Raw genomic sequence first — 13,285 nt, 5'->3', positions numbered from 1 at the left:
GGTGGAACTGCTGCTGATCCGGCATGCCCGCCCGTTCCACGTCGTCGACGGCGACGGCGACGGTGACGGGGCCGACCCGGACCTCAACGAGGACGGCCTGATTCAGGCACGACGCCTGGCCGGGGCCCTCGTCGCCGGGCGGCACGGTGAGGTCCACCGGCTGGTGAGCAGCCCGATGCGCCGTGCCCACCAGACCGCGCAGATCGTGGCCGACCAGCTGCCGCTACCGCTGACCGTCGACGAACGGCTGGCCGAACTGGACCGGGGCTGGACCAGCTACGGGGTAGACCTCGACGGCTACACCGACCGCCGCCTGCTGTGGGCGGACATGAACTCGGGGCGGCTGGGGGTCAATACCTTTGACCCGGTGGCGTTCACCGAGCGGGCCATCGCGGGCGTCGAGGACGTGATTGCCGCCACCGATGAGAACGCACGGGCAGCGGTGGTCTGTCACGGCGGCGTCATCAACGTCTATCTGGCGCACATTCTGGGCGCGCCGCGCAGCTTCTTCACCCAGCCGACCTACACCTCGGTGACCCGGATCCACGCCCTGGCCAACGGGCATCGAGAGATTGTGTCGATCAACGAGGCAGACCACCTCAACCGGGAAGGACTCGAATTTCGTTGACTACCAACGACCCTCAACAATCAAACGAAGGATCCCTGCGCGGGCGGACCCTCATCATGTCTGGCGGCAGCCGGGGGATCGGTGAAGCAATCGCGTTGCGGGCGGCAGCGCTGGGCGCGAACATTGTGCTGATCGCCAAAACGGCTGATCCGCACCCGAAACTCCCGGGCACGATCTTTACCGCGGCGCGGGCCATCGAGCAGGCGGGTGGGAATGCCCTGCCCATCGTCGGAGACATCCGCGACGACGACCAAGTGCATGCCGCGGTGGCGAAGGCCGTCGGGCAGTTCGGTGGCATCGACATCGTGGTGAACAACGCCAGCGCGCTGGATCTGACTCCCAGTGATCAGATCGGCATGAAGCGCTACGACCTCATGGCCGACATCAATTCGCGCGGCTCGTTCTTGTTGTCCACCACCTGTATTCATCAGCTCCGCGAGTCGCCGAACGCGCACATCCTGACCCTGTCGCCGCCGATCACGTTGGAGCCGAGCTGGTTTTCTTCGGTCCCGACGGCCTACGCGATGTCGAAGTTCGGGATGTCGCTGGTCACCGCTGGTCTATCGGCGGAACTAAGCGCCGACGGCATTGCGGTGAACTCACTGTGGCCGCGCACCACCATTGCCACCGCTGCGGTCAGCAATGTGCTGAGTGAGCAACTGGTATCGCGCAGCCGGACCGTCGACATCATGGCCGAGGCGGCGATCTCCATCGTTTCGAAACCGGCGTCGGTCGCCACCGGCCGGTTCTTCATCGACGACGAGGTACTCGCAGCCGACGGCGTCACCGACTTCGGCGGTTACCAGGTCGACCCCGCCGTGGCCCTCCGCGATCTGGAACTAGACTTCTGGATGAGGTGGAATGAGGACTGAGATGACTGTTGATCGGCTGCTGCCAACCGACGAGGCCCACGAACTCATCGCCCTGACGCGCGATATCGCCGATAAGGCGCTGGCGCCCATCGTCGACGAGTACGAACGATCGGAGACCTATCCGGCCCAGGCCTTTGCCACGCTCGGCGAGGCCGGGCTGCTGAGCCTGCCCTACCCGGAGGAGTGGGGTGGCGGCGGGCAGCCCTATGAGGTCTATCTGCAGGTCTTGGAGGAGATTGCGGCGCGGTGGGCCGCGGTGGCGGTGGCGGTGAGCGTGCACAGTCTGGCGTGCCACCCGCTGATGGCCTTCGGTACCGACGCGCAGAAGCAGCGCTGGTTGCCGGACATGCTCAGCGGCACCACCATTGGGGCCTATAGTCTGTCCGAACCGCAGGCCGGATCCGATGCGGGCGCCCTGCGCTGCCAGGCGACCGCGGTCGACGGCGGGTACCGGATCAACGGCACCAAGGCCTGGATCACTCACGGTGGGGTGGCGGACTTCTACAACCTGTTCGCCCGGACCGCGGAGGGCTCCAAGGGCATCTCCTGTTTCCTCGTGCCCAGCGACACCGAGGGCCTGTCCTTCGGGAAGCCCGAGGACAAGATGGGACTTGCTGCCGTGCCCACCACGTCGGCGTTCTACGACGATGCCGTCATCCCGGGGGAGCGGCGGATCGGCGCCGAGGGGCAGGGGCTGGCGATCGCTTTCAGTGCGTTGGACTCTGGGCGGCTGGGGATCGCCGCCGTCGCGGTCGGGATCGCGCAGGCCGCCCTCGACGAGGCGGCCGCCTATGCCAACGAGCGCACCGCCTTCGGCACGACGATCATCGAACACCAGGGCCTGGCCTTCCTGCTGGCCGACATGGCCGCGGCAGTGGATTCGGCGCGGGCGACCTACCTTGACGCGGCCCGCCGCCGCGACGCGGGGCTGCCGTATTCCCGGCAGGCGGCGACGGCCAAACTAATCGCCACCGACGCTGCGATGAAGGTCACCACCGACGCGGTTCAGGTGTTCGGCGGCTACGGCTACACCCGCGACTTTCGCGTCGAACGCCTGATGCGCGAAGCCAAGATCACCCAGATCTTCGAGGGCACCAACCAGATCCAGCGGCTGGTCATCAGCCGCACATTGGTGTCTCGGCCGGTGGGTCGGTAGACAGCTGGTGCCATCGCCCTGCTTCCGCTGGTGCGGGAGTCGGGCCGCGCTATGCAGAGAGCGCGAAGAGGTCCGCCGCATTGTCGTGCAGCACCTTGCGCAACCAGTCGTCGCCGAGATCCAGCCGCATCAGCGACTCGATGCCGTGCGCGTACGGATAGGGGATGTTCGGGTAGTCCGATCCCCAGAAGATCTTGTGACCCAGGGCTTTCACCCGCGGAAGAGCATCGCGCGGATACGGCGCATCCAGTTCGGCGAAGTCCGTGAACGACATCGTCGTGTCGAGCCCGACATGCGCATACCGCTCGGCTAGGCCGAGGAAGTCCAGGTACTCCGTCGTGCCCATGTGCGCGACGATGAGCCGCAACTGCGGGAACCTGGCTAGCACGGCGGCGACCGGATCGGGGCCGGTGAACCGGCCCGGCGCCGGACCCGAACCGCAATGGATGATCACCGGCAGGCCGGCCTCGGCGATCATGCCCCAGACCGGGTCGAGGAGTGGATCGTCAGGGGAGAAGTCGCCCACCTGCACATGTACCTTGAAGATCCGCGTGCCGGCGTCGATCGCGGATCGGGTGTACCGCGCCGCGCCCGGTTCGGGGTAGAAGGTCGAGGTGTGCAGGCAACGCGGCTCACGCGCGGCGAAGGCGCCGGCCCACGAGTTGAGCCAGGCGGCCATTTCGGGTTTGTGCGCGTAGATCATGGACGTGAAGGCGCGGACTCCGAACGCGTCGAGCCCGTGGACGCGGACCTGTTCGCCGGCGCGGTAGGCGATCGGCCACTCGCGCCCGAGCAGTGGGCCGACCGAATCGAAGTAGGACCACACTTTGGCCAGCACATTGTCCGGCATGAAGTGGGTGTGGATGTCGACGATGCCGGGCAGACCCAGCGGTTCCCAGAGTCGCCGGACCGACGTCGCGTCGGCGGTGGTGAACGGTGCTGGCGTTGCGCCGCGTTGGGGGCTCACGCACGCAGCCTAGTCCGACGGGGTTCGGTTTGTTCCGAACACCGCGTCGATGGTCTCGGCGATCGGGCGGAAGACGACGCCGAGGGCCTCGGCCGCACTGTTGTCGGGGTTGGGCGGGTACAGCAGGTACTGGGCTGCTGATTCGCTGAGCTGGTCGAGTTTGCGCGGGACCAGGGTGCGATGGCGGTCGGCGAGCCGTCCCAGGCCCAGTAGCGCGGTGTTGGGAATGGGCAGGTAGCGGACCCGATGCCCCGATGCGCGGGTCAGGGTCTGGGCCAGTGTTCGGCCGAATGCTTGATGTCCGCCGGCAACGAAGCGGCGTGCGCGGTGCCCGGGTTCGAGTAGGCGGACGTGTAGGTCGGCCAGATCACGGACGTCGACGAGGCTCAGGCCGGCCGTGCGGCCGAGTACCCCGATGTCGGCCAGCGTCAAGACACCGTCGCCGGCTTCGCCCAGGTGTCCGGCCGCCGCTGGGCCGGCGACGCCGGTGGGGTAGGTGATCGCGATCGGGGCGCCCTGGGCCTGGAGGTCGCGGACGTAGGACTCGACGGCGGTCTTGGCGTGACCGTATGCCCCGGCACCACCGGTCGGCGGTAGATCCGTGCGCATCACCGCGCCGCTCTGGGTCCACAGCACCGCGGCGCTCGACACATGCACGATCGGGTCGATCCCGGCGGCGACGGCCTGCCCGATGACGTTGCGCGAACCGGTCAGATTGCGTTTGACCAGAGCGTCGGCGTCCTCCGTGTGGTGCAGTGCCACCTCCGCCGCGGCATGCACCACCGCGTCGCACGAGTCGAGGGCCCGTGCCACCGCCGCCGCGTCGCCGATGTCACCCACAACGACCTCGGTCGCGTCGATGCCGAAGAAGGCCGCGGCCTTCGCCAGACGTTGCGGGCTGCGGACGAAAAAGCGCAGGGTGTGCCCGCTATCGTGAATCGCCTTGGCCGTCCAGCCGCCGACAAACCCGGTCGCCCCGGTGATCATGACCCGCACTGATGCCCCTCTGCTCGAGAGCTTCACCCTAACGCTTGGTGAAAAACTAGAACCTGTTCTATTCTTGAATTAGAACAGGTTCTAGTTCAGTCGAAAAGTCTGCAGAATGAGTGGGGTGCACAGACAATGAAGGCGCCGGAGGGAGTAGCGATGAGCGAGGGTGAGCCGCCGGAAGTCTCGGCGAAGGGTTCGACGCCCGGTTGGGATCCCGAATGGGTGGCACGGGTGATGCCGGTGCTGCGCGCGGTGGCCAAGAACTACTTCCGCTCCGAGGTTCGCGGCATGGACAAGGTGCCTGACGGCGGGGTGTTGCTGGTCAGCAACCACTCCGGCGGTATCACCGCCTACGACGTGCCGCTGATCGCTGTCGCTTTCGCTGACGAATTCGGCGCGGATCGGCCGCTGTGCACCCTGGCCCACGACCTGATCTTCCTCGGCGCCGGCGACACGATCTTCAGCAAGTTCGGCTTTCTGAAGGCTCATCCGCGCAACGCGGTTGCGGCGCTGCGCGATGGCTTGGCGACCCTAGTCTTCCCCGGTGGCGTCTGGGACGCCATGCGGCCGACGTCGGAGTCCACCACCATCGACTTCAACGGACAAAAGGGCTACGTTCGCACCGCCGTCGAGGCGGGTGTTCCGATCGTCCCCATCGTCACCATTGGTGGCCAGGAGACCCAGCTGTTCCTCAACGACGGAGCCGGACTGGCCAAGGCCCTGCGGTTGGACAAGCTGATGCGGGCCACGCGTGCACCCCTGATCCTCGGCTTCCCCTTTGGGCTGACCTTCGGGGTACCGCCCAACCTGCCGCTGCCCTCGAAGATGGTCACCCAAGTCCTCGACCCCATCGACATCACCGCCGAGTTCGGGGAGAACCCCGACGTCGACGCCGTCGACGAGCTGGTGCGGACCCGCATGCAGGACGCGCTTGACGAACTTGCCCGCAACCGGCGCTTCCCGATCATCGGCTGAGGAACTCATGAACCGCATCCGCCAACGAATCGGCCGCCTGGCGTGGATCATCCGCGTCCTGGTCAGCAGTGGGTTCCTCGCACTGCTGCGCCCGGACCGCTACGTGCGCATGGGGCTTTCCCTGCGCCGCCAAGGGGGTGCCAACGCGGTCACCGGCATCGGCCTGGCCGCCGCGCAATACCCCGGCGCCGTCGCGTTGCACGACGACGCCGGGTCACTCACCTGGGCGCAACTCGACGCCCGCGTCGACGCCCTTGCCGTCGGACTCACCGAATTGACCGCCCGCCCGCCGCAGACGGTCGCCATCATGTGCCGCAACCACCGGGTGCTGGTGGAAGCGCTCGCCGCGACCATCCGGATCGGAGCCGATGCGGTCCTGCTCAACACCGGCTTCGCCGGTCCACAACTCGCCGACGTGCTCAAGCGCGAGAAGGCCGACATCCTCATCGCCGACGACGAGTTCGCCGGCCTCGTCGCCCAGGCGCGCGAGACGAACTCGACCATGCGCTGTGTCTGGGCCTGGCAGGAGGGCAAAGGCCTGCAGGCCGACCCCGACACCACCGAACACGTCATCGCGTCGCGGCTGGGCCGGCGCCCGGCCCGCCCGCGCAAACCCGGGCGCGTCATCCTGCTGACGTCGGGTACCACCGGTACCCCCAAGGGCGCCAAGCGCGCGACCAGCGGATCGGACGTGACCTCGCTGGTCGCCATGCTCGACCGCATCCCGTGGCAGGGCGGGGAGACGATGGTGATCGCCGCGCCGATCTTCCACGCCTGGGGCTTCGGGCAGATGGCGATCGCCGCCACAATGCACGTGACGATGGTGATGACCCGCCGTTTCGACCCGGAGAACACCCTCGACCTGGTTCGTGATCACCGGGCGACGGGCCTCGCCGTCGTCCCGGTGATGCTCGAACGGATCATGGATCTGCCCGCCGCAACCCTGGCTGCCAAGCCGATGCCCACCCTGCGGTTCGCCACGGCGAGCGGGTCGCGGATGCGGGCCGATTCGCTGATCGCGTTCATGGACCACTTCGGTGATGTCGTCTACAACAGCTACAACGCAACCGAGGCGGGACTGATCAGCACGGCAGTCCCCGCCGATCTGCGCCACGCGCCCGATACTGCGGGACGGCCCATCGCCGGCACCACGGTGCGCGTCCTCGACGAGCAGCTCGACCCGGTGCCCACCGGCGAGATCGGCAAGATCGCCGTCGCCAACGACTCGGCGTTCGACGGCTACACCAGCGACGACACCAAGGATTACGCCGACGGGTACATGCTGTCGGGCGACCTTGGCCGGTTCGATAGCGATGGCCTGCTCTACGTCGTCGGCCGTGACGACGAGATGATCGTGTCGGGGGGCGAGAATGTCTACCCACTCGAGGTCGAACAGGTTCTCGACGCCTACCCCGGCGTCGCCGATGCGGCGGTGATCGGGGTCGACGACGAGAGGTTCGGCCAGCGACTGGCGGCCTACGTGGTTCGGTCCAACCCGGCCGTGGACGCCGACACGCTCAAGGAGCACATCAAGGGCCAGCTCGCCGGCTACAAGGTGCCCCGGGACATCCACTTCATCGAGGTCCTGCCCCGCAATGCCACGGGCAAGGTACTCAAACGGAACCTCTCCGAGAAGGGAGACTGATCCGATGCTGCAGCGACTCTCCGGCAACGATGCCCTCATGCTCAACATGGAGAACCCGACCACGCCGATGCATACGCTGAAGGTCGCGATTCTGGACTCGTCGCGGCGCGGCAGCCCGGTTACGCTCGACGAGTTGCGCGCCGTGCTGCCGCGCTACCTGGGAAACTTCCCTCGTGCGAACCAGCGCGTTGAGACCGCGTCGCAGACTTACAGCGCCCGTCCCTTCTGGGTTCCCGACCCGGACTTCGATATCGCCGCGCACCTCGACGAGCGCAGCGTCGACGAGCCGGGTGATCGGGTCGCGCTGGATCGAGTGTTGTCCGTCCTGGCCGTCGAACAATTGGATCGCCGCCGACCGTTGTGGGCTTTGACGTTGGTCAACGGGCTCGCAGACGGCCAACAAGCCGTCGTCGTGCGGGTTCACCACGCCGTCGCCGACGGGCTCGCCGCCCTCAACATGTTCATGACGGCGACCTCCGAGGAGGGGGGGACGATCACCGCCGCACCAATCCCCGACGTCGACCCGGTGACCCGGGAAGAATTGCTGCGCACCGCTCGGGCGGAGTCAAAGCGACTCTTCCGGAACGTTCCGCGAGCCACCGGCCGGCTCGTCCGGGGGATGATCACGTCGCGGCGCTTCGAGAACCGGCACCTGGTGCCGATGCCGATGGAGTCGGCGCGAAACAGTTTCTCCACGCGCAGCGGCGGCGAGCGGCGGTGTGCCAGTGCCAGTCTGCCGTTGAAGGACTTTCAGCAGATTGCCGTCGCGGCCGGGACAACCGTCAACGGTGCGCTGCACGGGGTCATCGCCGGGGCGAAGCGCGCCGAGATGATCGCCCGCAGCGAGGATCTGCGGTCACCGGCGGTGACGGTCTTCGGTGTCGCCGCGGACATGGCGTCCAACCGCACCGCCGGCAACGAGATATCGACGGCACTGGCGTACCTGCGCACCGACATCGACGACCCGGTCGAGCGGCTGACCGCGACGGCGCAGAGTTGCGCCGCGGCGGTGAGCAAGCGGCGCACCATCGGCTTCGAGCTGACCGATCAGATCGCCGTCTACACCGGGCGCACCGGGCCGGTGTTTCGCAAGCTGGCGGCGCCGGTGACGCCGCGCGTCGTCAACAACATTACGACCGCCAACCTGCCCGGACCACGGCAGACCCGGTGGGTCGGCGACATCGAGGTCGTCGATTGGATCTCCTTCGCCCTGGCGATCGCACCGGCTGACGTGAACCTCACCGCCTACAGCTACGCGGGCCGGATCAGCATGGGCCTCATCACCACCCCCGAGTCGATGCCCGACCCCGAGCGTTTCCTGCGCCGCGTCGAAGAGTCGCTCGAACAGGTGCGGTCCGCACTGATCGCGCGCGGACTGCTCGACCCCGAGGCGACCCGGGAACCGGCCACCGAGCCGCCGAAGAAAGCGAAGTAATTGTGGGAGTAAGCAAATGGGACACGACTGTGGCCCGAGTGGGTTTGTTCGCGAACATCGTGCCGCGAGCGGTGGCCAGTGCCCGGGCCGCCGGGCGGGGTCACGCCACCCTGGGCATCCCCCCGTCGAAAGTCGGCGCGCGGACGGTGGGGGAGTCCGCCGTCGATGAGCTGTTCGTGGCGATCAACTCGGTGCTGCGCGACGTATCGTCGATCGACGACCTTGCCGAAGCCGTCGTGCGGTGCGAGGCTGCGGCACCGGTCCTCACCGACTTGGGTGTGACGGGTGTCAACCAGCCCCAACCGGTCCCGACGATCCTGCGTCGCAGCCGCAAGCGCTTCACCACCACGACGTACGAGCACATCGACTTCTCGCCGAAGGTGGAGTTGCCCGAGCCGTTGGCCGGCTACGCCCCCTATCTCGACGGGGTGTTGTCCGCCCGCCTGCTCGTCCACGACGAGCCGAACCGTCCGTGGATCATCTGGGTGCACGGTGTCGGACAGGGCCGGCCCGACGACATCTACTCCTTCCGGGCCGCCCACCTGCACGAGAAACTCGGCTACAACGTGGTCTTGCCGGTGCTGCCCGCCCACGGCGCGCGCAGCCACGCGAATGTCGTCCATCCGAGCTTCGACCCGCTGGAGAACATCGCCGTCACCGTGCAGGCGATCGCTGAGGTGCGGACGATGGTGTCGTGGGTCGGCGCGCAGGATCCGGCAGCCATCACGGTTGCCGGCACCTCGCTGGGCGGACCGCTGGCCGCCATTGTCGCCGGGCTGGAACCATCGGTCTCGTCGGTGTTGGCGCTCGTTCCGATGCTCGGGGTGCACGCGACGCTGGCGCACCACCTCGACCGGGCCGGAAAAGTGGGGCGCGACGCGGCCGCCCTGCTGCGTTCGGACAGTGTGCGCGCCGTGTCGTCGGTTGTTGACCCCTTGGCCGTCTTGCCGTATGCGGAGCCCGATCGCCGGCTGGTGATTGCTGCGCTCAACGACCGGGTGACCTGGGTGACCGCGGCGCAGCGGTTGCACCATCACTGGGGCGGCCGGATCGAGTGGTATCCCGGTGGGCACGTGGGTCATGTCTTCTCCGGCCGGGTCCGCGAACTGACCGACCAGTTCCTCACCGAGGGTACCGACTAGCCGCCCACCTCAACCCCGCCGAGTGGGCACCTCAACCCCGCCGAGTGGGCACCTCAACCCCGCCGAGTGGGCACCTCAACCCCGCCGAGTGGGCACCTAGTCAGGAAGAAGTTCCGGGTGCGCATCGGCGACGATCTCGTCGTGGTCGTCGGCTAAGACGAAACCGGCGGAGATCGCAGCGTCGACGGCCTCGGCGTAGGTCCGCAGGTAGTGCTCCACTGAGTCGTACCGAGCTGCCAGCACCTCGTCGGGAATCGGATGTGTACTGCCAAATAGCAGGCAGATTCGCGAAACCGGATCAGCAACGATGCCGCTCAGGACTGTGGTGGGCGCTTGGACGCATGGCGTCCGGACCCCGCCGACGGCATTGCCGACATCGTCGAGTAGGAGCACCGGGTCGGCATCAGTCTCGACGAGTCGTAACGGCTCAGCGGTCGGGGGCGCATCATTTCCGCGTGCCCATGCGACCAAATGGCGAAGGGCGGCGCGTAACACAAACCCTTGTTGGCCGCGATTGACCGGGTCGGGGCAGCCGAGGTACTCCTCGAATGGGCCAACCTGGACCAGATCGGCATGTGCGGATCCGGCGATCTCCCATACACGTAGGCATTCTGAGTCCCGTTGTCGGGCAAGGAAGAAGCGGAAGTTGGTGAGCAGGTCAGTCTCGGTCTGCACGATGAACACCGGTGCTCCGACATCTGGAATCGCCATTGGCCCACCGGAAAACGCCCGATTGATGTCTGCGGGTGCCCCGACCGCACCGAACGGGAGGCCCGCCACCGCGCGGCTGTGGATCAAGAAGCCGTCAAACACGTTGTGGGCGGCGGCAAACGAGTTCACATAGGTCGTCAGGGCCATGGCCGACTGGGATTCGCCGACGGCGAGCGTGCGCGCAACGGCCAGGTCGGCGAGCGGTCCGCCGGGCAGGCCGGATGCGATTGCGGCGAACATGTCGTAGCAATAGGCGTCACCCGGGTGCGACATCTTGGCGTAGCGGTCCGGATCCTTGGCGGCGAGTCCGCTTGGCCCGGCATCGACCTCGACCGAACCGCTGCCCCCTTCGACGCCGATGTACTGCGCCGATACCCCCACCCATGCATGGCCGGCGCGAACCAGTTCTGCTGCGACGTAGGTGTATTCGGGAGCCGCATCGGCACCGCTGCTCACGTTGAGCCATTCGACGACGAGGGTCCCGCTGAACTCATGAGGCGAAGCCGGTCGGCGCACCAAGACCCTCGTGGTGAAGTCGGCCGGCGGCGCCGGCCCGGTGGGTGTGAGTCCAGGGACCGATCCGGTCACTGCGTACTCGGTCTCGGTGTAGTCGTGCGCGGCCAGGTCGGGGCCCGGCGTCGCACTCATCAGGGAATGGCCAGCGCCACCGGTCAGTTCGGTGAATTTCACGGTCAGTCCTGTTTCTGCGCCTTGCGCCAATTGTTGATGGCGGTCCCGAAGATAGTGTTCATCTTCGTGCCGACTGGCCACCCAGCGTAGTAGCAGAGGAAGAGAGCAATTTCCTCGAGCTGTTCGGGAGTTAGCTCCCCGTTGCCCAGGGCGGCAGCGGACTGGATCTCGGCGACGTCGACGTGGCCACTTCCGGCGAGTAGACCGAGCAACAGCAGGCGACGATCGCGGTTGGAAAGCCCCTCGCGCGACCACACTTCAGCGAATAGCTGATCGGCGGTGTGGGCAAAATGCAGACCTGGGCCGTCGGCCATGTCCCACCCGTACACCTCGGACATTTTGTCGACGCCACGTTTGCGGTGCTCGGTGCCTTCGCCGCCGGCCGCGGTTCCTGAACTCATTGCTGTGCTCCCTTGCTGAGTGGGGGTTTGCGGTCTGCGCGTGGAGCGATTCCCAGGCCCGACGCCAAGTTGGCGCGCGCAATCGTGCCGAGCGGGAGCTCGACGTCGAGCTGGTTGCCCAGTGCGAGTGCCAGGTCGAGATCCTTTTCGCCCAAGTTGACCACGTGGGTGAAGACGCCGTGCCAGAAGTCATCGGGGTCGATTGGTGCGGTGGTATCGCGCAACATGATCGCTCCGGCTCCGCCGGTGATCGCATCGGTGTGGCGGACGACCCGGCCAAGTTTGGTCAAGTCGATGCCGGCAGCCTCGGCGAGCCGGGCCGCTTCGGTTGTCGCGGTGAACGAGATGAAGTGAAGCAGGTTGCGCGCCAACTTCATTCGTGTTCCCGCGCCAACGTCTTCACCCGCGTGCACGACCATGTCCCCGGCGAGTTTGAGTGGTTTGGCTACGCGCTCGTACGCCTCCCGTGGACCGCCGACCATGATCGCGAGCCGGCCCTGCTCAGCGCCGGGCGCGCCGCCGGAGATAGGGGCATCGAGGAGTTGGACGCCTCCTTCGGCGCAGACCGCCGCGAGGTCGGCTGCAGTGTCGGGGCCGATTGTCGAGTGGAGGGTGATGATCGTGCCGGGCTTGGCGGTGGTGAGTAGATCCGCGACGACCGCTCGCACCTGCTCGTCGTTGACGACACAGATCCCGATAATGTCGGCCGCCTCGGCGACTGCGGCCACCGAATCAGATCGCGCTGCACCAGCTTGGGTCACCTTTGCCAGCGCGTCGTCGGAAAGGTCGAAGACGGTGAGCCCGCCCGGCCATGCGGCCAGGCGGGTGGCCATGGGGCCGCCGATGTTGCCCAGGCCCACATAGCCCAGGCGTACCGTCGCCGCCTCGCTCATGGCCGGTAGACCTGACCGCCGTCGACGTTGAAGATCTGGCCGGTGATCCAGTTCGCCTCGTCGGAGAGGAGGAATTTGCACATGCCGACGTGATCTTCGGGCTTGCCGAAGCGCTTGAGCGGCAACTGCTTCACCATGTCTTCGACCATTTCCATGGGAGTTGTCGTGCGGGTCGCCTCGGTGTCGGTGGGTCCGGGGGCGATCGCATTGACGCGGATGTTGTTGCCACCGAGTTCATTTGCGAGCTGGAAGGTCAGGTTGTTGATGCCGGCCTTTGCCAGGCCGTAGAAGCCGCTGTAGAGGTAGGCGGCGGTGGAGGACTGGTTGACGATCGAGCCACCATCCTTCATATGCGGGTACACGGCACGGGTCACTGCGAGCGCGCCGTCGAGGTTCACGCTCATGAACTTCTTGTAGTAGTCCCACGGGACGGTGATCAAGAAGTCGAGCTTCATGCCGCCATAGATGGCGGCGTTGTTCACCAGGCCGTGGATAGTGCCGTAGCACGCAACCGTGGCGGCAGCCAATGCCTCGGCCGATTCGGGGTCGGAGACGTCGGTGTGAACGTACAGTCCGCCGATATCGGCGGCGACCTTTTCGCCGGCCTCGTCGTTGAGGTCGGCGACGACGACATTGGCGCCCTCCTCGGCCAGGCCTCGGGCATAGCCCTCGCCAATACCACCGGCGGCACCGGTGACGATGATGGTCTTTCCGTCGAAACGTCCTGAGCTCATTGGGCTTCCTATCTATTGGGTTGGTTGGTTGGTTGGTAGGTAGTTA

13 protein-coding genes are annotated in these 13,285 nt (G+C 66.7%); 7 read left to right on the top strand and 6 right to left on the bottom strand.

The window, feature by feature from the left end; translation table 11 throughout:
• Position 1 precedes the first annotated feature (1 nt).
• The 3 genes from B4M62_RS13410 to B4M62_RS13400 are packed head-to-tail and all read left to right on the top strand — an operon-like array spanning position 2 to position 2,656.
• Positions 2 to 628, top strand: coding sequence for a histidine phosphatase family protein (locus tag B4M62_RS13410; RefSeq protein WP_290713895.1), 627 nt, complete (start codon positions 2 to 4; stop codon positions 626 to 628).
• On the top strand, positions 625 to 1,500 hold the full coding sequence (locus B4M62_RS13405) for an SDR family oxidoreductase (protein WP_290713893.1): 876 nt from the start codon (positions 625 to 627) through the stop codon (positions 1,498 to 1,500). Before B4M62_RS13410 ends, B4M62_RS13405 begins: the two co-directional genes overlap by 4 nt.
• A gap of 1 nt (position 1,501) precedes the next feature.
• The gene (locus B4M62_RS13400) at positions 1,502 to 2,656 is read left to right on the top strand and encodes an acyl-CoA dehydrogenase family protein (protein ID WP_290713891.1); all 1,155 of its coding nucleotides are present in this window, start codon (positions 1,502 to 1,504) and stop codon (positions 2,654 to 2,656) included.
• A 49-nt stretch (positions 2,657 to 2,705) separates the two neighbouring features.
• Here the strand turns inward: B4M62_RS13400 and B4M62_RS13395 are convergent, their stop codons facing one another.
• Together B4M62_RS13395 and B4M62_RS13390 are read right to left on the bottom strand one after the other, a co-directional pair.
• On the bottom strand, positions 2,706 to 3,623 hold the full coding sequence (locus B4M62_RS13395) for an amidohydrolase family protein (protein ID WP_290713889.1): 918 nt from the start codon (positions 3,621 to 3,623) through the stop codon (positions 2,706 to 2,708).
• 9 nt (positions 3,624 to 3,632) lie between these two features.
• Positions 3,633 to 4,610 (bottom strand): NAD-dependent epimerase/dehydratase family protein, encoded by a 978-nt coding sequence (locus B4M62_RS13390; protein ID WP_290713956.1) that lies wholly within the window; start codon positions 4,608 to 4,610, stop codon positions 3,633 to 3,635.
• Positions 4,611 to 4,769: 159 nt separating this feature from the next.
• Here B4M62_RS13390 and B4M62_RS13385 point away from each other — a divergent pair, with 159 nt between their 5' ends.
• The 4 genes from B4M62_RS13385 to B4M62_RS13370 are packed head-to-tail and all read left to right on the top strand — an operon-like array spanning position 4,770 to position 9,810.
• The gene (locus tag B4M62_RS13385) at positions 4,770 to 5,588 is read left to right on the top strand and encodes a lysophospholipid acyltransferase family protein (protein WP_414651847.1); all 819 of its coding nucleotides are present in this window, start codon (positions 4,770 to 4,772) and stop codon (positions 5,586 to 5,588) included.
• A gap of 7 nt (positions 5,589 to 5,595) precedes the next feature.
• Positions 5,596 to 7,233 (top strand): AMP-binding protein, encoded by a 1,638-nt coding sequence (locus B4M62_RS13380; protein WP_290713887.1) that lies wholly within the window; start codon positions 5,596 to 5,598, stop codon positions 7,231 to 7,233.
• A gap of 4 nt (positions 7,234 to 7,237) precedes the next feature.
• A complete protein-coding gene (locus tag B4M62_RS13375; RefSeq protein WP_290713885.1) occupies positions 7,238 to 8,668 on the top strand; it encodes a wax ester/triacylglycerol synthase domain-containing protein in 1,431 nt (476 codons plus the stop codon).
• 38 nt (positions 8,669 to 8,706) lie between these two features.
• A complete protein-coding gene (locus tag B4M62_RS13370; RefSeq protein WP_290713883.1) occupies positions 8,707 to 9,810 on the top strand; it encodes an alpha/beta hydrolase family protein in 1,104 nt (367 codons plus the stop codon).
• A 96-nt stretch (positions 9,811 to 9,906) separates the two neighbouring features.
• Here the strand turns inward: B4M62_RS13370 and B4M62_RS13365 are convergent, their stop codons facing one another.
• From B4M62_RS13365 to B4M62_RS13350, 4 genes are read right to left on the bottom strand one after another with little or no spacing between them, the layout of a single operon-like run.
• On the bottom strand, positions 9,907 to 11,211 hold the full coding sequence (locus B4M62_RS13365; protein WP_290713881.1) for an alpha/beta hydrolase domain-containing protein: 1,305 nt from the start codon (positions 11,209 to 11,211) through the stop codon (positions 9,907 to 9,909).
• Positions 11,212 to 11,213: 2 nt separating this feature from the next.
• Positions 11,214 to 11,612 carry a carboxymuconolactone decarboxylase family protein gene (locus tag B4M62_RS13360; protein ID WP_290713879.1) on the bottom strand — a complete coding sequence of 133 codons (399 nt, stop codon included), beginning with the start codon at positions 11,610 to 11,612 and terminating at the stop codon, positions 11,214 to 11,216.
• The gene (locus tag B4M62_RS13355; protein WP_290713877.1) at positions 11,609 to 12,505 is read right to left on the bottom strand and encodes an NAD(P)-dependent oxidoreductase; all 897 of its coding nucleotides are present in this window, start codon (positions 12,503 to 12,505) and stop codon (positions 11,609 to 11,611) included. The genes B4M62_RS13360 and B4M62_RS13355 overlap by 4 nt, the downstream gene beginning before the upstream one ends.
• The gene (locus B4M62_RS13350; protein ID WP_290713875.1) at positions 12,502 to 13,239 is read right to left on the bottom strand and encodes an SDR family oxidoreductase; all 738 of its coding nucleotides are present in this window, start codon (positions 13,237 to 13,239) and stop codon (positions 12,502 to 12,504) included. Before B4M62_RS13350 ends, B4M62_RS13355 begins: the two co-directional genes overlap by 4 nt.
• Positions 13,240 to 13,285: the final 46 nt, after the last annotated feature.

Source organism: Gordonia sp. UBA5067, assembly GCF_002414845.1.
Taxonomy (GTDB): domain Bacteria; phylum Actinomycetota; class Actinomycetes; order Mycobacteriales; family Mycobacteriaceae; genus Gordonia; species Gordonia defluvii.
The sequence above is the reverse complement of the archived record's forward strand: the minus strand, read 5'-3'. Positions and strand labels throughout refer to the sequence as shown.